Source organism: Amycolatopsis sp. lyj-23 (genome assembly GCF_046549135.1).
In the GTDB taxonomy this organism is placed as follows: Bacteria; Actinomycetota; Actinomycetes; order Mycobacteriales; family Pseudonocardiaceae; genus Amycolatopsis.
In genome coordinates this window covers 335,172-352,801 of record NZ_JAJPWN010000011.1, presented here as the reverse complement: position 1 = coordinate 352,801, position 17,630 = coordinate 335,172, and the positions used below count along the sequence as shown (strand labels likewise).

General features: G+C 72.7%; 19 protein-coding genes. 9 read left to right on the top strand and 10 right to left on the bottom strand.

Going from position 1 to position 17,630, the window contains the following annotated elements:
- Positions 1–15 precede the first annotated feature (15 nt).
- The 3 genes from ACLJPY_RS28460 to ACLJPY_RS28450 all read right to left on the bottom strand — a co-directional run bounded on the left by ACLJPY_RS28460 (position 16) and on the right by ACLJPY_RS28450 (position 2,034).
- The gene (locus ACLJPY_RS28460; protein ID WP_410592983.1) at positions 16–591 is read right to left on the bottom strand and encodes a dihydrofolate reductase family protein; all 576 of its coding nucleotides are present in this window, start codon (positions 589–591) and stop codon (positions 16–18) included.
- A gap of 98 nt (positions 592–689) precedes the next feature.
- Complete coding sequence (locus ACLJPY_RS28455) at positions 690–1,625, bottom strand: RluA family pseudouridine synthase (RefSeq protein ID WP_410592982.1); 936 nt, start codon at positions 1,623–1,625, stop codon at positions 690–692.
- A gap of 16 nt (positions 1,626–1,641) precedes the next feature.
- Positions 1,642–2,034: a DUF5313 domain-containing protein gene (locus ACLJPY_RS28450; RefSeq protein ID WP_410592980.1), complete on the bottom strand. Its 393-nt coding sequence runs from the start codon at positions 2,032–2,034 to the stop codon at positions 1,642–1,644.
- Between the two features lie 70 nt (positions 2,035–2,104).
- Between ACLJPY_RS28450 and ACLJPY_RS28445 the strand changes: the two genes are divergently transcribed.
- Together ACLJPY_RS28445 and ACLJPY_RS28440 are read left to right on the top strand one after the other, a co-directional pair.
- Positions 2,105–2,542: a MarR family winged helix-turn-helix transcriptional regulator gene (locus tag ACLJPY_RS28445; RefSeq protein ID WP_410592979.1), complete on the top strand. Its 438-nt coding sequence runs from the start codon at positions 2,105–2,107 to the stop codon at positions 2,540–2,542.
- A gap of 54 nt (positions 2,543–2,596) precedes the next feature.
- The gene (locus ACLJPY_RS28440; RefSeq protein ID WP_410592977.1) at positions 2,597–3,478 is read left to right on the top strand and encodes a TIGR03854 family LLM class F420-dependent oxidoreductase; all 882 of its coding nucleotides are present in this window, start codon (positions 2,597–2,599) and stop codon (positions 3,476–3,478) included.
- Between the two features lie 11 nt (positions 3,479–3,489).
- On the opposite strand, the gene ACLJPY_RS28435 is transcribed toward ACLJPY_RS28440, so the two are convergent.
- On the bottom strand, positions 3,490–5,001 hold the full coding sequence (locus ACLJPY_RS28435; RefSeq protein ID WP_410593078.1) for an MDR family MFS transporter: 1,512 nt from the start codon (positions 4,999–5,001) through the stop codon (positions 3,490–3,492).
- A 115-nt stretch (positions 5,002–5,116) separates the two neighbouring features.
- On the opposite strand from ACLJPY_RS28435, the gene ACLJPY_RS28430 reads away from it, so the two are divergent.
- Positions 5,117–6,277, top strand: coding sequence for a DUF1015 family protein (locus ACLJPY_RS28430; RefSeq protein ID WP_410592976.1), 1,161 nt, complete (start codon positions 5,117–5,119; stop codon positions 6,275–6,277).
- A 13-nt stretch (positions 6,278–6,290) separates the two neighbouring features.
- Here the strand turns inward: ACLJPY_RS28430 and ACLJPY_RS28425 are convergent, their stop codons facing one another.
- Positions 6,291–6,797, bottom strand: a complete 507-nt coding sequence (locus ACLJPY_RS28425) for a DinB family protein (RefSeq protein WP_410592974.1) — start codon at positions 6,795–6,797, stop codon at positions 6,291–6,293.
- 71 nt (positions 6,798–6,868) lie between these two features.
- Between ACLJPY_RS28425 and ACLJPY_RS28420 the strand changes: the two genes are divergently transcribed.
- Together ACLJPY_RS28420 and ligD are read left to right on the top strand one after the other, a co-directional pair.
- Positions 6,869–7,948 carry an ATP-dependent DNA ligase gene (locus ACLJPY_RS28420; protein ID WP_410592972.1) on the top strand — a complete coding sequence of 360 codons (1,080 nt, stop codon included), beginning with the start codon at positions 6,869–6,871 and terminating at the stop codon, positions 7,946–7,948.
- Positions 7,945–8,949: a non-homologous end-joining DNA ligase gene (ligD, locus tag ACLJPY_RS28415; RefSeq protein ID WP_410592971.1), complete on the top strand. Its 1,005-nt coding sequence runs from the start codon at positions 7,945–7,947 to the stop codon at positions 8,947–8,949. The genes ACLJPY_RS28420 and ligD overlap by 4 nt, the downstream gene beginning before the upstream one ends.
- 178 nt (positions 8,950–9,127) lie before the next feature.
- Here the strand turns inward: ligD and ACLJPY_RS28410 are convergent, their stop codons facing one another.
- Positions 9,128–10,252, bottom strand: a complete 1,125-nt coding sequence (locus ACLJPY_RS28410; protein ID WP_410592970.1) for an MFS transporter — start codon at positions 10,250–10,252, stop codon at positions 9,128–9,130.
- Between the two features lie 96 nt (positions 10,253–10,348).
- Here ACLJPY_RS28410 and ACLJPY_RS28405 point away from each other — a divergent pair, with 96 nt between their 5' ends.
- Complete coding sequence (locus ACLJPY_RS28405) at positions 10,349–10,909, top strand: TetR/AcrR family transcriptional regulator (protein WP_410592969.1); 561 nt, start codon at positions 10,349–10,351, stop codon at positions 10,907–10,909.
- Here ACLJPY_RS28405 and ACLJPY_RS28400 read toward each other — a convergent pair.
- Positions 10,906–11,160 carry a hypothetical protein gene (locus tag ACLJPY_RS28400; RefSeq protein ID WP_410573652.1) on the bottom strand — a complete coding sequence of 85 codons (255 nt, stop codon included), beginning with the start codon at positions 11,158–11,160 and terminating at the stop codon, positions 10,906–10,908. The genes ACLJPY_RS28405 and ACLJPY_RS28400 overlap by 4 nt on opposite strands.
- A 67-nt stretch (positions 11,161–11,227) precedes the next feature.
- Positions 11,228–12,253 carry a CobW family GTP-binding protein gene (locus ACLJPY_RS28395; protein ID WP_410592967.1) on the bottom strand — a complete coding sequence of 342 codons (1,026 nt, stop codon included), beginning with the start codon at positions 12,251–12,253 and terminating at the stop codon, positions 11,228–11,230.
- 384 nt (positions 12,254–12,637) lie between these two features.
- Here ACLJPY_RS28395 and ACLJPY_RS28390 point away from each other — a divergent pair, with 384 nt between their 5' ends.
- The 3 genes from ACLJPY_RS28390 (at position 12,638) to ACLJPY_RS28380 (ending at position 15,716) form a co-directional block, all read left to right on the top strand.
- The gene (locus tag ACLJPY_RS28390) at positions 12,638–13,768 is read left to right on the top strand and encodes a nitric oxide synthase oxygenase (RefSeq protein ID WP_410593076.1); all 1,131 of its coding nucleotides are present in this window, start codon (positions 12,638–12,640) and stop codon (positions 13,766–13,768) included.
- Between the two features lie 91 nt (positions 13,769–13,859).
- Positions 13,860–14,366 carry a flavodoxin domain-containing protein gene (locus ACLJPY_RS28385; RefSeq protein WP_410592966.1) on the top strand — a complete coding sequence of 169 codons (507 nt, stop codon included), beginning with the start codon at positions 13,860–13,862 and terminating at the stop codon, positions 14,364–14,366.
- Positions 14,367–14,444: 78 nt separating this feature from the next.
- Entirely contained in the window at positions 14,445–15,716 is a 1,272-nt protein-coding gene (locus ACLJPY_RS28380) for an MFS transporter (RefSeq protein ID WP_410592964.1), read from the top strand.
- A gap of 4 nt (positions 15,717–15,720) precedes the next feature.
- Here the strand turns inward: ACLJPY_RS28380 and ACLJPY_RS28375 are convergent, their stop codons facing one another.
- On the bottom strand, positions 15,721–16,380 hold the full coding sequence (locus ACLJPY_RS28375) for a response regulator transcription factor (RefSeq protein WP_410592963.1): 660 nt from the start codon (positions 16,378–16,380) through the stop codon (positions 15,721–15,723).
- A gap of 9 nt (positions 16,381–16,389) precedes the next feature.
- Complete coding sequence (locus tag ACLJPY_RS28370) at positions 16,390–17,589, bottom strand: sensor histidine kinase (protein ID WP_410592961.1); 1,200 nt, start codon at positions 17,587–17,589, stop codon at positions 16,390–16,392.
- Positions 17,590–17,630: the final 41 nt, after the last annotated feature.

Genomic DNA, 17,630 nt, shown 5'->3' with positions numbered 1-17,630 from the left:
CGGCCCCGGTGACGGTCAGCGCGTGACGGCGTAGACCAGCTTCTGGACGCCGTTGCCGTACGCCTCGCTTTCGAGCAGCTCGAGGCGCTGCTTGTCCTTGTCGGTCTCGCTGAACAGCCGCTTGCCCGCGCCGAGCAGAACCGGGAAGACGAGCAGGTGGTAGCGGTCGATCAGGCCCGCGTCGGCCAGGGCGCGGTTCAGGGTGGCGCTGCCGTTGACGATGATCGGGCCGCCCTCGGTCTCCTTCAGCGCCGAGACCTCGTCCAGCGAGCGCAGGATCGTCGTTTCACCCCAGTTGTCCACCAGGTCGGCCTCGGTGAGGGTGGTCGACACGACGTACTTCGGCATCGCGTTGTACCCGGCGAACTCGACCGTCATGCCCGGCCAGACCGGCGCGAACGCCTGGTAGCTGACCCGGCCCAGCAGCAGCGCGGTGGCTTCTTCCTGCTCGCTGCCCTTGATCGCGTAGGCCGACGGGTCGAACTCGATGTCCTTGAACGTCCAGCCCGCGTTGCGGTAGCCCGGCTCGCCGCCGGGTGCCTCGACGACGCCGTCGAGCGAAACGAACGAGGTGGAGATCAGGGTGCGCATGCGGTGCTCCTCGGTGATCGAACTTGTGCCTGCCGGCGCGTCGAACGGGCGAAGCGGAATTCGACACCGCGTCCGGAGAAACTTCCTGCGCTCCCGGGTCACGCCGGGGGCGCCGCCCAGGTGTCCGGGTCGTCCCAGGCCGTGAGCCGCCGCCGGCTCGTGAAGCGGCGGTGCGCGCCGGTCAGCGGGTCGTCGAAGTCGAGGACCTTCGCCAGCAGCTGCAGGGGTTTCGTGAAGTCGCCCAAGGGCTTCTCTCGCAGCACCGGGTAGAAGTCGTCGCCGAGGATCGGAACGCCGAGGCCGCTCAGGTGCACCCGCAGCTGGTGGGTCCGGCCGGTCGAGGGGACCAGCCGGTACCGGCCCCGGCCGTCGCGGTGCTCGATGAGCTCGACGTAGGTTTCGGCGTTCGGTTCGCCCGGCACCTCCTGGGCGGCCAGCACGCCGCGGTCCTTGACGATCCGGCTCCGGACGGTCCGGGGGAGCGGCAACGCGGGGTCGTACGGCGCGATCGCCTCGTACTCCTTATGGACCCGCCGGTCGCGGAACAGCGTCTGGTACTTCCCGCGCAGCTCGGGCGTGATCACGAACATCACCAGCCCGGCGGTGACGCGGTCCAGCCGGTGCGCGGGGGACAGGTGCGGCAGGTCCAGCTCGCGGCGCAGCCGCACGAGCGCCGTCTCCAGGATGTGCTGCCCGCGCGGGATGGTCGCCAGGAAGTGCGGTTTGTCGACGACGAGCAGGTGCTCGTCGCGGTGGACGACGTCGACCGCGAACGGCACCGGCACCTCGTCCGGCAGGTCGCGGTGGAACCAGATGAACGAGCCGGGCGCGTAGGGTGCGTCGATGCCGAGCGGGCCGTCGACACCGTGGATGCGTTCCTCGCGCAGCATTTCCTCGATGCGGTCCGGGGCGACGCGCGGCAGCCGGTCGACGAGGTGCGCCAGCAGCGTGGGCCAGTCGCCGTCGGGCAGCCTGAGCCGGGCGGGGTCGAGCCCGTGGCGGGGCGGGATCGGCGGGCGGAGCTTGCGTCTCATCGTGCCCCGACTGTAGCTAACCCTCCGACGGCGTCCGGTAGCGCGCGAGGTAGCGGGCGGTCGCCTCGGCGTTCTTCGCTTCGGCGGCCTCGGCGCGGATGCGGCGGCCGGTGTGGTGCGGGAACCCCTGCCGGCCGAGCCGGTGTTCGACGCTCTCCTCCATGTACGCGCACGAGTAGAAGTACGCGACGAGGGCGGCCATCAGGACGAGCGAGAGCCGCAGCCAGATCGAGCCGGGGAGCAGCAACCAGACGGCGCACAGCGGGACGATGCCGATCGACCGCTGCAGCACGAACCGCGCCCGCCAGTGCTTCGACGTCGCGTCGTGCAACGCCCAGTCGTTGTAGCGCTCGGGAAGCCGCACGCCGACGGCGTAACCGAACCAGCGAAGCGCACTCGGTCGTTCCATGGCTTTGATAGTACACTAATGCTTAGTACGCTAATTATTAGCGCGACCGACGACACAGTAGGATCGCGACATGATCGACCTGGGGGAGGATCCCCTGAAGCTGGACCGGCAGGTGTGCTTCGCGCTGTCGGTGGCTTCCCGCAGCGTGATCGCGATCTACCGGCCGCTGCTGGAGCCGTACGGCCTGACCCATCCGCAGTACCTGGTGATGCTCGCGCTGTGGGAGCGCTCGCCGCGCTCGGTGAAGGACCTCGGCGCGGCCCTGCGCCACGAACCCGCGACGCTCTCGCCGCTGCTCAAGCGGCTGGAGGCGCTCGGGTACGTGACGCGCAGCCGCAGCCGCGCGGACGAACGCCGCCTGACCGTCGAGCTGACGGAGGCCGGCCGCGCGCTGCGGGCGGAGGCGGAGAAGATCCCGTACAAGGTGGTCGAGACGCTTGGCATGGACGTGTCCGAGCTGGAAGCCCTGCACGGTGTGCTGACGCGGGTGATCGACGCGACCGCCTGAGGAATTCCCGGCCGCGCGGCGCGTTGCTCCGGAGAAAGGACTTCGGGAGGAACCGTGCTGAAGATCAGGATCGGGGTCGCGCCGCCGTCCGGCACCGGACCGGCGGAGTTCGCCGGGCTGGCGGCCCGGCTCGAGGAAGCCGGCGTCGACTCGCTGTGGCTGTCCGAGCTGGTCTACTCGCCCGAGGTCGACCCGATGATCGGCATGACGCACGCACTGGCGACGACGTCCCGGCTCAAGGTCGGCACGGGTGTGGCGATCCTGCCGGGCCGCCACCCGGTCCTGGTGGCCAAGCAGCTGCTCACCCTGGCCGGGCTCGCGCCCAAGCGCGTCCTGCCGGTGTTCGGCCTCCGCCCGGCCCGCCCGGCCGAAGCGGACCTGTTCCCGGTGCCGCCGGGCCGCCGCGCGGCGGTGTTCGACGAGTCGCTCACGCTGCTGCGCCGCCTCCTGGAGGAGGACGAAGTGTCGTTCCACGGCGAGTTCTTCACCGTCGACGGCGTCCGCCTCGGCCCGCGGCCGCGGAAGCGCCTGGACGTCTGGCTGGGCGGCGCGGCCCCGGCGGCCCTGCGCCGCACGGGCCGCCTCGCGGACGGCTGGCTGGGCAGCTTCCAGACACCGTCGCAGGCCCGCGACGCCCGCATCGCGATCCAGCGCGCCGCGGCGGAAGCGGGCCGCGAGATCGAGGAGGACCACTTCGGCCTCAGCCTGGCGGTGGCGGACAGGGGAGTCCCGCCCGAGTTGACGGCGGCCGCGGCCCGCCGCAGCCCGGGAGTGCCGGTTTCGGACCTGGTCGCGACGAGCTGGCCGGAGGCCCGGCGGTTGGTGGAGCAGCACATCGAGGCGGGGTTGTCGAAGTTCGTGATCCGCCCGGCCCACACCGACTTCGACGGCTTCCTGGAGAAGTTCCAGGCGGAACTGGTGCCGTTGCAGAACTAGTGCGTGTCCGGTCAGAACTCCAGCTGTTCGGTCTTGCGCGGCATGAGCAGCAGCGCCCCCACCGACAGGACGGCCACCGCCAGCAGGCCCAGGAACACGTAGTGCGTCGCGTCCGCCAGTGCGCCGCGCACGAACGCCGTCGCCGGTGAGTTCTCCGCGTGGCCGCCCAGCACCAGGCTCGTCGCGTCCACCGACGGCGGCAGCGGGCCCACGCCGGCCGGGGGGTGGGCGAACCGGGACGCCAGCGTCGCGTTCGCGATCGCGCCGAACACCGCCGCGCCGACCGCGCTGCCCAGGGAGCGGCTGAACAGGTTCGTCGCCGTCACGACGCCGCGGCGGTCCCAGCCGACCACCGACTGGATCGCCACCAGCGTCGGGCTCGCCGCCAGGCCCAGGCCCAGCCCCAGGACGAACGCCGCGAACGCCGCCGCCCACAGCGACGAACGCGCGTCCAAGAGGGCCACCAGGACGCCGCCGGCGATGATGAACACGCTGCCGATCAGCGCCGTGTCGCGGAAGCCGATGCGCAGGTAGATCTTGCCCGCCAGGGACGCCGAGAGCGGCCAGCCGACCGTCAGCGCCGCCACCGCGAACCCGGCCACCAGCGCGCCCGCGCCGAGCACCCCCTGCGCGTACGTCGGCAGGTACGACGTCAGTCCCATCAGGACCGCGCCGACCACGACCGCCACCAGGTTGCCGCCCACCAGCACCCGGCGGGTGAACACCCACAGCGGCAGCACCGGCTCGGCCGCGCGCTTCTCCACCAGCACGAACGCCACCAGCAGCGCCGCGCCCGCGACGAAGATCCCCACGCTCGGCAGCGAGCCCCACGCCCACGCGACCCCGCCCTCGAGCAGGCCGAGGATGACCAGCGAGCAGCCGACGGTGAGCAGCCCCGCGCCCAGGTAGTCGACCTTGTGCGGCTTGCGCTCCACCCGCTCGGCGAAGTTGCGGTGCAGCATCAGCGCCGCGATCGCGCCCAGCGGCAGGTTGATGAAGAAGATCCAGCGCCAGTCCAGGTACTCGGCGAACACGCCGCCGAGCGTGGGGCCGACCACCGAAGCCACGCCCCAGACGCTGGCCACGTAGCCCTGCACCCGAGCGCGTTCCTCCACCGTGTAGAGGTCGCCGATCACCGTCATCGACATCGGCTGGATCGCCCCGGCCCCGATGCCCTGCACCGCGCGGGCGGCGATCAGCACCGGCATGCTCCACGCCGCACCGCAGAGCACCGAGCCGACCAGGAACGCCGCGATCCCGAAGAACATCACCGGACGGCGGCCGAGCACGTCGGCGAACTTGCCGTACAGCGGCACCGTCACGGCCTGGGTGAGCAGGTAGATCGAGAACAGCCACGGGAACTGCGCGAAGCCGCCGAGGTCGCGCACCACCGACGGCACGGCGGTGGCGATGATCGTGCTGTCCAGCGCGACCAGCGCCGTGCTCAGCATGACGGCGATCAGGACCGGGCCGCGTTCGGACCGGAAGCCGACCCCCCTCGTCGTGGCGGCGGGTGTCGTCATCGGCGGGGTGCTCCTCGGGACCGTCATGACCGGAGTCAACTACTTTGCAGTCCTAAGCATTCCATCCCGGGCGCAGCGGCCCCAGCGAATTCCCGGCTTCGGCAAGATGGACGGGATGAGCGACTGGATCCGGCCGATCGGGTCGGGGTGGGTGGTGCGCGACGCGGTCCCCGGCCCCGACGTCGACGAGTTCGCCGAGCCCGAGCGCGTGGTGGCGGCACTGGCCGCGCCCGGTGCCGGGGACACCCTGCTGGCCGTGCAGCACCCGGCCCGCACGCCGGCGGCGCTGGCGCGCGGGCTCGACCTGGCCGCGGCCGTGCCGGTCGCCCGGGCCGTGCTGGAACGCCTCCGCAAGCGGTTCTACCGGCCGGTGCGCGACGTCGTCGCGCCCTACCGGATCGAGGGGCCGGACGGGGTGGCGCTCGGCCTGCTCTGCCTGGTCGACCCGGCGGCGGTGACCGACGACGGCGCCGCGCGCGTCCGCCACACCGAAGACGTCTACCCCGACGTCGTCGCCGAGCGGGCGGCGGTGCTGGCCGGGCTCGGCTGCGCGACCAGCGCGGCCCTGCTCGTCCCGGCGACCGGTGGTCCGGAGCTGACCGAGCAGGTCGAACAGGCCTGCGCGGGCCTCGGCCTGCCCGATCTGTCCACTTCGGACGCGGCCGGGCGGCGGCACGACCTGTGGGTGGTGCCCGCCGGGCCGCTGCAGAGCCGCCTGCTGGCCGCGGTCGCGGGCACGGACCTGCTGGTCGCGGACGGCAACCACCGCGTGGCCGCCGCGGCGGCGGCCGGGCACGGCGCGCTGCTCGCCCTGGTCACCGCGGGCCCGGCCCTGCGGATCGGCGCGATCCACCGCGTCCTGACCGGCACCGGCCTCGGCCCGGAGGACCTGGTGTCCCGCTGGTCGGCGGCCGGCCTGGACGTGCGGTACGACGAGCACGCCTTGCCGGTCCCCGGCGAGGTCGTGGTGCGCGCCGGCCCGGCGGTGCTGCGGGTCCCGCTGCCGGCTTCGGACGGTCCGCGCCCGGTGATCGACCACGAGGTCGTCGAGCGGGTCCTGTTCGCCGACGCGCTCGGCATCGACCCCGACGGGCCGTGCGTCCACCCGCTCCCGGCCGGTCGCCCGCTGCCCCCGGACGCGGACGCGGTGGTGCTGCTCGCCCCCGTGAGCCACGCGGACGTCCTGGCGGTGCACGCGGCCGGACGGCGGATGCCGCGGAAGGCCACGTACTTCACGCCGAAACCGCGCAGCGGGCTGGTGCTGGCGGAGCTTTAACGGTGCCTCGGTGTCACGCCCCCGTGACGCCGTCGATGGCCTCCCGCAGGAAGTCGGCGTGGCCGTTGTGGCGGGCGTACTCGTGGATCATGTGCAGCATCACCAGCCGCAGCGAGACGTCTTCGCCCCAGCGCGGCTGGTGGCCGGTGACGTCGAGGGACTCGGCCGCTTCTTCGATCTTGCGCGACTGCTCGACCTCGGCCTCCCACACCGCGAAGGCCTCCGAGCGCGTGGACGAGCTCGCGTCGTAGGCGGCCTGGTAGTCGCCGTCGGCCGACCACACGAGCGGGACGTCCTCGGCGTCGATCACCCGCCGGAACCACGTGCGCTCGACCTCGGCCATGTGCCGGACCAGGCCGAGCAGCGTCAGCGTCGACGGCGGGCTCGAGGCCCGGCGGAGGTCCTCGTCGGACAGCCCGTCGCACTTCATCGCGAGGGTGGCGCGGTGGAAGTCGAGGAAGGTGCGCAGCATTTCGCGCTCGCCGCCGGTCAGGGGCGGTGCGGGGCGTTCGGTGGTCACGCGGGAGTGTGTATCACTCCGACGGTGTCTTCCGCCGGGGAAGTGTCGTACCCGTGTTTTAAGCTCGCGCGGTGGACTTGCCCGTGATGCCGCCGGTGCGGCCGATGCTCGCGAAAGCCGTGCACGAGGTGCCCCGTGACCCGGGGCTGCTCTTCGAGCCCAAGTGGGACGGCTTCCGCTGCATCGTGTTCCGCGACGGCGACGAGATCGAGCTCGGCTCCCGCAACGACCGCCCGCTGACCCGGTACTTCCCGGAGCTGGTCGAGCTGCTGGCGGCCGCGCTGCCGCCGCGCTGCGTCGTGGACGGCGAGATCGTGCTGGTCACGCCCCAGGGGCTCGACTTCGAGGTGCTGCAGCTGCGGCTGCACCCGGCGGCCTCGCGCGTGCGCAAGCTCGCCGAGGAGACACCGGCCAGCTTCGTCGCGTTCGACCTGCTGGCCCTGGGCGACACCGACCTCACCGGGCAGCCCTTCCGCGAGCGGCGCAAGCAGCTCGAAGGCGTCCTCGGCACCGGCGCCGAAGGGCTGCAGCGCGTCCACCTGACCCCGCTGAGCGAGGACCCGGCGCAGGCCGAAGACTGGTTCACGAGGTTCGAGGGCGCGGGCTTCGACGGCGTCATGGCCAAGCCGGCGGACCTGCCGTACGAGCAGGACAAGCGGGTCATGCTGAAGATCAAGCACGAGCGCACGGCCGACTGCGTCGTCACCGGGTTCCGCTGGCACAAGGACGGCGCCGGCGTCGGCTCCCTGCTGCTCGGGCTGTTCGACGACGAGGGCGTCCTGCACCACGTCGGCGTGGCCAGCAGCTTCACCAAAGCGCGGCGGGCCGAGCTGGTGGAGGAGCTGGCGCCGCTGCGCGAGAACGCGCTCGAGAACCACCCGTGGCGCTCCTGGGCCGAGCACGAGCCCGAGCCGGGCCGTCAACCGGGGGCGAACAGCCGGTGGGCGCCGCAGAAGGACCTGTCGTGGGAGCCGCTGCGCCCGGAGTGGGTGGCGGAGGTCCGCTACGAACACCTGCAGGGTGGCCGGTTCCGGCACGGCGGGCGGCTGGTCCGGTTCCGGCCCGACCGCACGCCGGAGTCGTGCACGTACGCCCAGCTCGACGAGGCCCCGCCCGCCGAGCTCGCGAAGCTGTTCGGGGAGGCGAGATGAGCGGCGCCGTCCTGCTCGACGTCGACGGCGTCGAGGTCAAGATCAGCAGCCCGGACAAGGTCTACTTCCCGGAACGCGGCGAGACGAAGCTGGACCTCGTCGAGTACTACCGGGCGATCTCGGGGCCGCTGCTGGCCCGCCTCGGCGGGCGCCCGCTGCTGCTGGAGCGCTACCCGGACGGCGCCGGCGGCAAGAACTGGTTCCAGAAGCGCGTCCCGAAAGGCGCGCCGCCGTGGCTGACCACCACCGTCGTCTCGACGCCGAACGGCACGACGAGCGACGCGCTGGTGGCCAAGGACCTGGCCCACATCCTCTGGGCGGTGAACCTGGGCTGCCTCGGCTTCCACGTCTGGCCGTACCTCGCCGACACCCCCGAGGTCACCGACGAGCTGCGCGTCGACCTCGACCCGTCGCCCGGCATCGGCTTCGACGAGCTGCGCGAAGCCGCGGTGCTCACCCGTGAGTTCCTGGCCGAGCACGGCATCGAGGCGCACCTGAAGACATCGGGTTCGCGCGGGCTGCACCTGTACGTGCTGCTCGAGCCCCGCTGGGACAGCTTCCAGGTGCGCGCGGCCGCGGTCGCGCTGGCGCGGGCGCTCGAACGCCGTCACCCGGAGAAGATCACCGCGCAGTGGTGGAAGGAAGAACGCGGCACGCGCGTGTTCGTCGACTTCAACCAGAACGCTCCGCACAAGACGGTGTTCGGCACGTGGTGCGTCCGGCCCCGGGTGGGCGGCCAGGCGTCGACGCCGATCGGCTGGGACGAGCTGGCCACGGTCGAGCCCGACAAGCTGACGCTGAGCACGGTCCCCGCCCGCGTGGCCGAGCACGGCGACCCGTGGGCCGGCGCGGGCGAGCGGCCCCAGTCGATCGAGCCCCTGCTGGCCATGTCCGAACGCGACCTGGCGGCCGGGCTGATGGACGCCCCGTGGCCCCCGGTGTATCCGAAGATGCCCAACGAGCCCCCGCGGGTGGCGCCGAGCCGCGCCAAGAAGGCTTGACCGGGAGGGTGATGCGGCTGGGCTGACGCGAGGCGGGGCGCGGGCGACGTGGAGCCGGGCGAGCTGGGCGGGACGGGGTCGCGGCGGGCGGCGGCTGGAGCGGATTGAGGCGAGGGGTGCCGCCATGGCTGCGGTCGTGCCGGGCCGCGAAGGTGCCCGCGGGTGAGGCCCGACGGGATCAGGGCGGGCCGAGGCGGCGGTGGAGCTGGCTCCACGCCGTGAGCGCCACCAGCGCGGTCAGGCCGAACACCGCCGCGGAGCCCCAGCTCGCCGCCAGTGCGCCCGCCAGGGGTGACGCGACGGTCTGGCCGGCGCCGAGCCCCGCGAACGACCACGTGATGCCGCGGGCGGGTGTACCAGGGGAAAGGCGCGCCGCCCACAGGATGCAGAGCCCGGTCAGCGCCATGTAGGTGACGCCGAAGAGCGCGCCGGAAAGCACAGCCAGCGGCACCCCCGGATCCGGCAGCGCGAGGAGGCCGATGCCCGCCGCGGCGAGGGTCCACGTCGCGAGGTTGACCATCCGGAGGCCCAGCCGTCCGGCCGCCGGTCCCGCCAGGCCGCCGAGCAGGCCGGCCACGCCGATCGTCGCCCAGCAGCAGGTGACGGCGAGCGGGCTCAGGCCGGCTTCGGCGAGCCGGGAACTGGAGAACGTCCAGTACGGCGCGCTCGTCACCCCGATGAGCACCGAGTTGAGCACCAGCGGAACCAGGCCGCGCACCCGGCCGGACGCCGGAACGGCGGAGCCGCCGGACGGCAGCGTCCGCCACGCGAGCAGCGTCACCGCCACGCCGAGGGCGGCGAACGCGGCCCAGATCACCGGCCAGCCGAACGCGAGCAGGGGAGTGAACGCCGAGGCGGCCAGCCCCAGGCCGGTGCCGGTGTTGGCCCAGGTCTGCGCCCGGTCGCGGGTCCGCGTCGCGACCGTCTCGCCGATCAGCTGCGCGACGCCGGGCGAGACGAGCCCGGCGCCGGCCCCGGCGACCACGATCCCCGCGCCGAACACCGTGACCTGCGGCGCGAGCGCCATCAGCCCCAGGCCGAGCGTCGCGGCCGCCGCCGCGAGCAGCACGGTGCCGCGGGCCGACCGCGCGGACGTCTTCGGGGCGAGCAGCAGGCCGAGACCGTACCCCGCGGTGGAGAGGCCGCCGAGCACGCCGACGCCCACCGTCGTGAGCCCGAACGTCTCGCTGAACCGCGGGACGAACGGTCCGTACGCGTAGCGGGCGAACCCGTAGCAAAGGGCGATGACGACCGCGCCGACCGCGGCCGTGGACCACCAGCGCTCTGTCCTCGTCTGCGTCACCACTTCATCCACCAAACAGACAGGTCTGTCTGGTGTCAAGTGGTGCTAGAATCACCGCAGGTGAAATCACATACCGATCTGTTCGGAGGAGACGCTGTGGCCCGGACTCGTCCCGGTGACGCGGGCGCGAAGGTGCTCAAGGCCGCGTCGACGCTGTTCTACCGCGACGGCATCCACGCCGTGGGCGTCGACACGGTGGCGGCCGAGGCCGGGGTCACCAAGGCGGCCCTCTACGGCAACTTCGGCTCGAAGAGCCGGCTCGTCGTCGCGTACCTGCGGGAACGCGACCGGCGGTGGCAGGAGGAGATCGACCGGATCACCGCCGCGCACCCCGGTCCGCTCGAGCGGGTGCTGGCGGTCTTCGACGCCTACGAGGCCTGGCTGTCGCGCGACGGCTACCGCGGCTGCGCGTTCCTCAACGCGACCTCGGAGTTCCCCGACCCCGCCGATCCGGTCCGCGAGGTGGTCCGCCACCACAAGACCGCGCTGGACGCCTACCTGCGCGCCCAGCTCCGGCGGGCCGACCCCGGGCGCGCCGACGTCCTCGCCGACGAGCTGATGCTCTTGCTGGAGGGCGCCGCGGTCACGTCGGTGGTCGCGCAGAGCCCCCGGCCGTTCGAGACGGCGAAGCGGCTCGCGCGGACGTTGACCGCCTAGACCCCGAGGTCGAGGGCGAGCTGGCCCCGGTCTTCGCCGACGCCGGAGAGCGTCGCGACGCACGCCGGGCACGGCGTCAGCTCGGACGTGGTCAGGTCCACCGGCTTCCAGCTGCGGGATTCCCGCGCTCCGCAGGCCGAACGCCGGTAGCGCAGGTCGCCGGAGCGGGTCATCAGATGGGCCAGGGGGACGTCTTCGGGCAGCACGCCGACCAGGTACCAGCGTGGTGCGCTCACCGCGGTGGTCGTCATGGCCGACAGTCTCCGTCGCGGTGGCCCGGCCACCGTCGCATTTGCCGATCTTCGGCGTGGCGGGTGGTCAGGCCTGGTCGGGCAGGTACCGCAGGATGTGCAGGAGGCCGCGCTCGTCCACGGTTTCCGGGTCGTCGGCCAGACAGCGGCCCAGGTCGGCGAGCACGGCGCCGGTGTCGATGCCGGCGCCGATCAGCACCAGCTCGGTGCGCCGCGGCTCGCCCGGCGGCCAGGCCGACCGCTCGAGCTGCACGAACCCGCCGACGGTGTGCAGGTGGAAGCGCGCCCGCGGGCCGGTGGGGCCGAAGTCGGCCTGGCCCTTCATCCGGTAGAGCCCGGCCGGGCGCCGCTCGAGGAACTCGACGAAGGCGCGCGGCGCGAGCGGCGTCGCGGCGGTGAACGTGACCGTCTGGTACTCCGCGTGCAGGTGCTGGGCGTGGTCGTGGTCGTCCTCGCGCAGGTCGTCGAACGACAGCTGGCCGACGCGCTCGCCGCGCGGCTCCGGGTCGAAGAACAGCCGCGGGTCGACCCGGCCGTGCGCGGTGACCAGCAGCGGGCGGCCCGGCGCCAGCTCCTCGACGGTCGCGGTGAGCTTCGCGAGCGCCTCGGCGGGGACCCGGTCAGCCTTGTTCAGCACCACGAGGTCGGCCAGCCGCAGGTGGTCGGCGAGTTCGGGGTGGCGTTCGCGGGCGGTTTCGAACTCCGCGGCGTCGACGACCTCGGCCAGGCCGCCGTAGCGGATGTCGGGGTTCTCGCTGGCGATCATCAGCCGGATGAGGTCGCGGGGTTCGGCGATGCCGCTGGCTTCGACGACGATGACGTCGATGCCCGCCTCGGCGCTGGACAGCTTCGCGAGCATCGCGTCCAGCCCGCCGGCGTCGACCGCGCAGCAGAGGCAGCCGTTGCCGAGCGAGACCATCGTGTCGACCTGGCCGGCGACGGCGAGCGCGTCGACGTTCACCCGGCCGAAGTCGTTGACCACCACGCCGACCCGGGCACCCTCGCGGTTGGCGAGCAGGTGGTTGAGCAGCGTCGTCTTGCCCGCGCCGAGGAACCCGGCGACGAGGACCACGGGGATGCGCCTTGCCGTCACGGGAACCGTTCCTCCTCTGCCGATCACCGCGACTCTAACGCGGGCGCGCGTACCCGGCCTGCCGCCCCCGGTGCAGACCGTTCGGCGAATACCCGCGAAAATACGCAGGCGTGCCGCCGGGAAACGATCACGTGCGATTTCCGGTTTCGGGTGATCGATGGCGAAAAACGCGGTGCGCCATGTCCGGATGACTCTTGGTAGCAAATGTTTTCGATAATGGAATTTGAGGTATTCTCGCCTGCCTGGCCGGAGTTCCCAGGGCGGTGGGACATCCGGCTCGTGCTCGTCGGCGACTTTCGGAGGAACGGTGGACCTTTTCGGCGGGCTGAAGATCGCAATTCCGGAGAGTGGGAAAGAGCAGTGACAGTTACACCTGAGCGGGTGATGCCCGCGCGGCCGGTCCACTCTCAGTGCGTCTCGGCGGAGCCGAGCGTCGATTTCGCGGAAGCGGAGGAATTCCTGGAGCGGGTGTACGCCGAAGGCGCCGCGGAAGCGGGCGAACGGTTCGAGACCCGGCTGGCGGCGGTGCGCGCGGAAATCGGGGAAACCGGCACCTACCGGCACACCGCGGCCGAACTGGCGTACGGTGCGCGCGTCGCGTGGCGCAACTCGGCGCGCTGCATCGGCCGGTTGTACTGGCGCAGCCTGCGGATCCGGGACCGGCGGCGGGTCACCGGCGCCGCCGCCGTCGCCGGCGAGTGCGTCGCCCACCTGCGGCAGGCCGGCCGGGGCGGCCGGATCCGGCCGACGATCACCGTCTTCGCGCCGGACAGCCCGGCCGCGCCGGGCCCGCGCATCCACAACGAGCAGCTCATCCGCTACGCGGGGTACCGCTTCGAGGACGGCTCGGTCCTCGGCGACCCGAAGTACGCCGAGTTCACCGAGCGGGTGCGGGAACTCGGCTGGCGGCCTCCGGAGCGGAAAGGCTCCTTCGACGTCCTGCCCCTGCTGATCGAGGCCGTGCCCGGCGAGCCGCGGCTGTTCACGCTGCCGCCGGACGCCGTCCTGGAGGTGCCGCTGACCCACCCGGACCACCGGTGGTTCGCCGGGCTCGGCCTGCGCTGGCACGCCGTGCCGGCGATCAGCACCATGCCGCTGGCGATCGGCGGCGTCACCTACCCGGCCGCGCCCTTCAACGGCTGGTACCTCGGCACCGAGGTCGGCGCCCGGAACCTGGCCGACGGGCAGCGCTACGACCTGCTGCCGGTCATCGCCGAGCTGATGGGCCTGGACACCGCGTCGGAGCGCACGCTGTGGCGGGACCGCGCGCTGGTCGAGCTGACGCTGGCGGTGCAGCACTCCTTCGACGCCGCCGGGGTCACGATGGCCGACCACCACACCGAATCCCGCCGGTTCCTCGCCCACGTGGAGCGCGAGGAGCGGGCCGGGCGCCGGTGCCCCGCGGACTGGAGCTGGATCGTGCCGCCGTTGTCCGGCGGGCAGACCGCGGTCTTCCACCGCTACTACGACGAACCGGACCCGGGCGCGCGACCCGCTTTCCTGCCGCCGCCGTGAGGAATGCGGAGAGTAGCGTGGGAGCGCCCGTTCGGCGGATCGTGTGCCATCCGTGGGGCAGCCCGGTGGGTGAAGGCCGACAATGGAGCCCATGACCGCAGTTCTCGTCGCCTACGCCGGGCGTCACGGCGGAACCCGGCAAATCGCCGAGGTCATCGCCGCCGAGCTCGGTGAAGCGGGCCTGACCGTCGACGTGCGCGACGCCGCCGACGTCGCCGGCGTCGAGCACTACGGCGCGGTCGTCGTCGGCAGCGCCCTGTACTACCACCGCTGGCGGCCGGAGGCCGTCCGGCTGCTGGAACGCAACGCCCGGGCGCTCGCCGAGCGTCCGGTGTGGCTGTTCCACAGCGGGCCGTGCGGCCCCGGCGCGGCCTCGCACCAGGTCAGCCTGCCGGCGAACGTGGCGCTGCTGGCCGCGCGCATCGACGCCGAACGCACGGCCACCTTCGGCGGCCGGCTGGACCCGGCGACCGTGCGCGGCCTGATCCCGAAGCTGGTGGCCTCGGGCCGGCGGGCGGGCGACTTCCGCGACTGGGACCGGATCAAGGCGTGGGCCCGGGACGTCGGCCGCCGGGTCCGCATCCGCGTCGCGCACTGATCCCTTGCCCGCCCGGGGTCGCGGGTGCTAAACCGGCCTGAGGTCTTCGGCGTGGGGAACCGGCGGAACGGGGCGAACGTGACGGATCGGAAAGCGCTTACCTCGGACCAGCGCAACGCCTTCCTCGCGGCGCTGCTCGGCTGGAGCATGGACGCGTTCGACTACTTCCTCGTCGTCTTCGTCCTGGCGGACATCGCGAAGGACAAGTCCTTCGGGGCCACCGCGACGCAACTGGCGTTCATCACGACGGCGACGCTGGTGATGCGCCCGGTCGGCGCGCTCCTGTTCGGCCTGTGGGCCGACCGGGTGGGCCGCCGGATCCCGCTGATGGCCGACGTCGTGCTGTACTCGGTGGCGGGCCTGCTGTGCGCGTTCGCCCCCAACTTCACGGTGTTGCTCGTGCTGCGGTTCGTCTACGGCATCGGCATGGGCGGCGAGTGGGGCCTGGGCGCGGCGCTGGCGATGGAGAAGATCCCGGCGGCGCGCCGGGGGTTCTTCTCGGGCCTGCTGCAGGTCGGCTATTCGATCGGCTACCTGCTGGCGGCGCTGGCGTACCTGCTGTTCCATTCCGCACTCGGCCTGCCGTGGCGCTGGATCTTCGTGCTGAGCATCTTCCCGGCGCTGATCAGCCTGCTGATCCGCGCGCGCGTCCGCGAGTCGGAGGTGTGGGAGACGGCCCGCGAGAAGCTGAGGGTGACGCGCACGTCGGTGAAGGACATCCTGCTCGACGCGAAGGTGATCCGCCGCTTCGGCTACCTGATCCTGCTGATGACGGCGTTCAACTGGATGAGCCACGGCACCCAGGACGTCTACCCGAGCTTCCTGAAGGCCCACGACAACGGCGGCGCGGGCCTGAGCGCGGCGACGAGCACGTGGATCGCGGTGCTGTACAACATCGGGGCGATCATCGGCGGCCTCACGTTCGGCACGCTTTCGGAGAAACTGGGCCGCCGCCGCACGATCGTGACGGCGGCGGTCCTGGGGCTGCCGGTGATCCCGATCTTCGCGTTCGACCACGGCGCCGGAATGCTGGCGCTCGGGTCGTTCCTGATGCAGATCATGGTGCAGGGAGCGTGGGGCGTGATCCCGGCGCACCTGACGGAGATGTCCCCGGACGCGATCCGCGGCTTCTACCCGGGGGTGACGTACCAGCTGGGGAACCTCCTGGCGGCGCTGAACCTGCCGATCCAGCAGGCGATCGCGGAGTCCCACGGGTACACGTCGGCTCTGCTGTGGACGGTGGTGCCCGGGCTGGTCGCGGTCGCGGTGCTGACGGCGATCGGCAAGGAGGCGAAGGGAATCCGGTTCGGCGAGTCCGCGGTGGCGACGGCACCGGCGGGTTCGACGTAGCCGCCTACGGCGTCACGAGCGCCGCTTCGTAGGCGAAGATCGTCAGCTGCACCCGGTTCGACACGTCCAGCTTCGCGAACGTCCGCGTGATGTGCGTCTTCACCGTCGCTTCGCTGACGAACAACTCCGCCGCGATCTCCGCGTTCGGCTTGCCCCGGGCCACCGCCGTCACGATCTCGCGCTCGCGTTCGGTGAGCAGGTCCAGCTTCGCCTGGGCCCGGCCGCGGCGGGGGTTCACGCGGGCCGCCACGAACTGGCCGATCAGCTGCTTCGTCGTCCGCGGGGACAACATCGCGTCGCCGTTCGCCACCACGCGGACGCCCTCGATGATCTCCTGGGGCGAGCCTTCCTTCAGCAGGAAGCCGCTCGCGCCCGCCGCCAGGGCCTCGAACACGTACTCGTCCAAGTCGAACGTGGTCAGGATCAGCACCTTCGGCGGGCGCGGCTGGGCCAGCACCGCCGCCGTCGCCACGAGGCCGTTCATGCGGCGCATGCGGATGTCCATGATCACCACGTCCGGCGCGTGGCGGGCGACCTGCTGGACCGCTTCGTCGCCGTCACCGGCCTCGGCGACCACCTGGAGATCCGGGGCGCTGCCCAGGATCATGGACAGTCCGGTGCGGACCAGCGGGTCGTCGTCGACGAGCAGTACGCGCACGCTCACGCGCCCATGCTAGGGCGCCGGTGTCACCCACGGCAGCCAGGCCCGCAGCGCGAACGTCCGCTCGTCGGCCGGGCCCGCCGACAGCTGGCCGCCGAGCAGGGAGATCCGCTCGTTGACGCCGGTCAGGCCGGTGCCCGAGCCCGGGGACGGCACCGGGTGCGGCGGCAGCGGGTTGCGCACCTCGAGCGACAGCCCCGCGCCCGGGCCGCCGCGGACCAGGACCTCCGCCGGCGCGCCCGGGGCGTGGCGCAGCACGTTGGTCAGTGCCTCCTGGAGAATCCGGTACGCCGCCGTACCGAGCGGGGCCGGAGCCGTCGACGCCTGGTCGAGCAGGATCGTCACGTTGGCGGCCAGGCCGGCCTGGCGGGCGCCGGTGACCAGGTCGGGGATGTCGGCCAGCGTCGGCTGGGGCGGTTCCGCGGGGCCGCCGGGCGCCCGGTCGGCGAAGCCCGCGCCGCGCAGGACGCCGATCACCTGACGCAGGTCGTCGAGCGACTGCCGGGCCGTGGTCCGCACGGTCTTCGCCGCCTGCGCCGCGTCCGGTGTCGTCGCGGCCGTGACCTCCAACGCGCCCGCCTGCAGGGAAAGCAGCGACAGCCGGTGCCCGAGGACGTCGTGCATCTCGCGGGCGATCCGCGCCTGCTCCTCCCGCCGCGCCATCCGGTCGCGCAACGCCTCCTGCTCGGCGACGCGGCGGCGCGTCTCGGCGAGGCTGTGCCGGACGATCCCCAGTACGAGCGGCACCGCGGTGTAGACCACCGCGGTCAGCACCACCCCGGTGAGCTTGGCGCCGCTCGTGGCGGTGGACATCCAGGCCCCCGCGAGCGACGACTCCGCGTCCCGGCCTGCGTCGCGCCAGACCGCGAGCCCGGTCCCCGCGAAGACCAGCGCCGCCGCGCTCCACCGCCACCAGCCCACGTGCCGGGTCGTGAGGGCGGCCAGCGCGATCAGCGCCGCCATCGAGTCGCCGTTCAGCAGCAGCGGCGGCACCAGCGCGATCCCGGTGACGAGCAGCGGCCGGCGGTGGCGCCAGACCAGCATGACCGCCGCGCCGACGCCGACGACCCAGCCGAGCATCCCCAGCGCGCTGGGCAGCGCGTCCGGGTCGTCGGGCAGCGAGCTCTCCATGACGCAGTTGACCGTGCTCGCCAGCACGCCCGCCGCGACCGCGAGCACGGTGCACACCACCCGGAGCACGGACCGTCCCATGAGGAGAGCCTACGAGGCGGTACCGACGGGCCCATCGGCCG

What these genes read in the sequence shown, in the direction of transcription:
- ACLJPY_RS28460 (WP_410592983.1), bottom strand. Translation starts at nt 591, where the DNA reads ATGCGCACCCTGATCTCCACCTCGTTCGTTTCGCTCGACGGCGTCGTC.
- ACLJPY_RS28455 (WP_410592982.1), bottom strand. Translation starts at nt 1,625, where the DNA reads ATGAGACGCAAGCTCCGCCCGCCGATCCCGCCCCGCCACGGGCTCGAC.
- ACLJPY_RS28450 (WP_410592980.1), bottom strand. Translation starts at nt 2,034, where the DNA reads ATGGAACGACCGAGTGCGCTTCGCTGGTTCGGTTACGCCGTCGGCGTG.
- ACLJPY_RS28445 (WP_410592979.1), top strand. Translation starts at nt 2,105, where the DNA reads ATGATCGACCTGGGGGAGGATCCCCTGAAGCTGGACCGGCAGGTGTGC.
- ACLJPY_RS28435 (WP_410593078.1), bottom strand. Translation starts at nt 5,001, where the DNA reads ATGACGACACCCGCCGCCACGACGAGGGGGGTCGGCTTCCGGTCCGAA.
- ACLJPY_RS28430 (WP_410592976.1), top strand. Translation starts at nt 5,117, where the DNA reads ATGAGCGACTGGATCCGGCCGATCGGGTCGGGGTGGGTGGTGCGCGAC.
- ligD (WP_410592971.1), top strand. Translation starts at nt 7,945, where the DNA reads ATGAGCGGCGCCGTCCTGCTCGACGTCGACGGCGTCGAGGTCAAGATC.
- ACLJPY_RS28400 (WP_410573652.1), bottom strand. Translation starts at nt 11,160, where the DNA reads ATGACGACCACCGCGGTGAGCGCACCACGCTGGTACCTGGTCGGCGTG.
- ACLJPY_RS28390 (WP_410593076.1), top strand. Translation starts at nt 12,638, where the DNA reads ATGCCCGCGCGGCCGGTCCACTCTCAGTGCGTCTCGGCGGAGCCGAGC.
- ACLJPY_RS28385 (WP_410592966.1), top strand. Translation starts at nt 13,860, where the DNA reads ATGACCGCAGTTCTCGTCGCCTACGCCGGGCGTCACGGCGGAACCCGG.
- ACLJPY_RS28370 (WP_410592961.1), bottom strand. Translation starts at nt 17,589, where the DNA reads ATGGGACGGTCCGTGCTCCGGGTGGTGTGCACCGTGCTCGCGGTCGCG.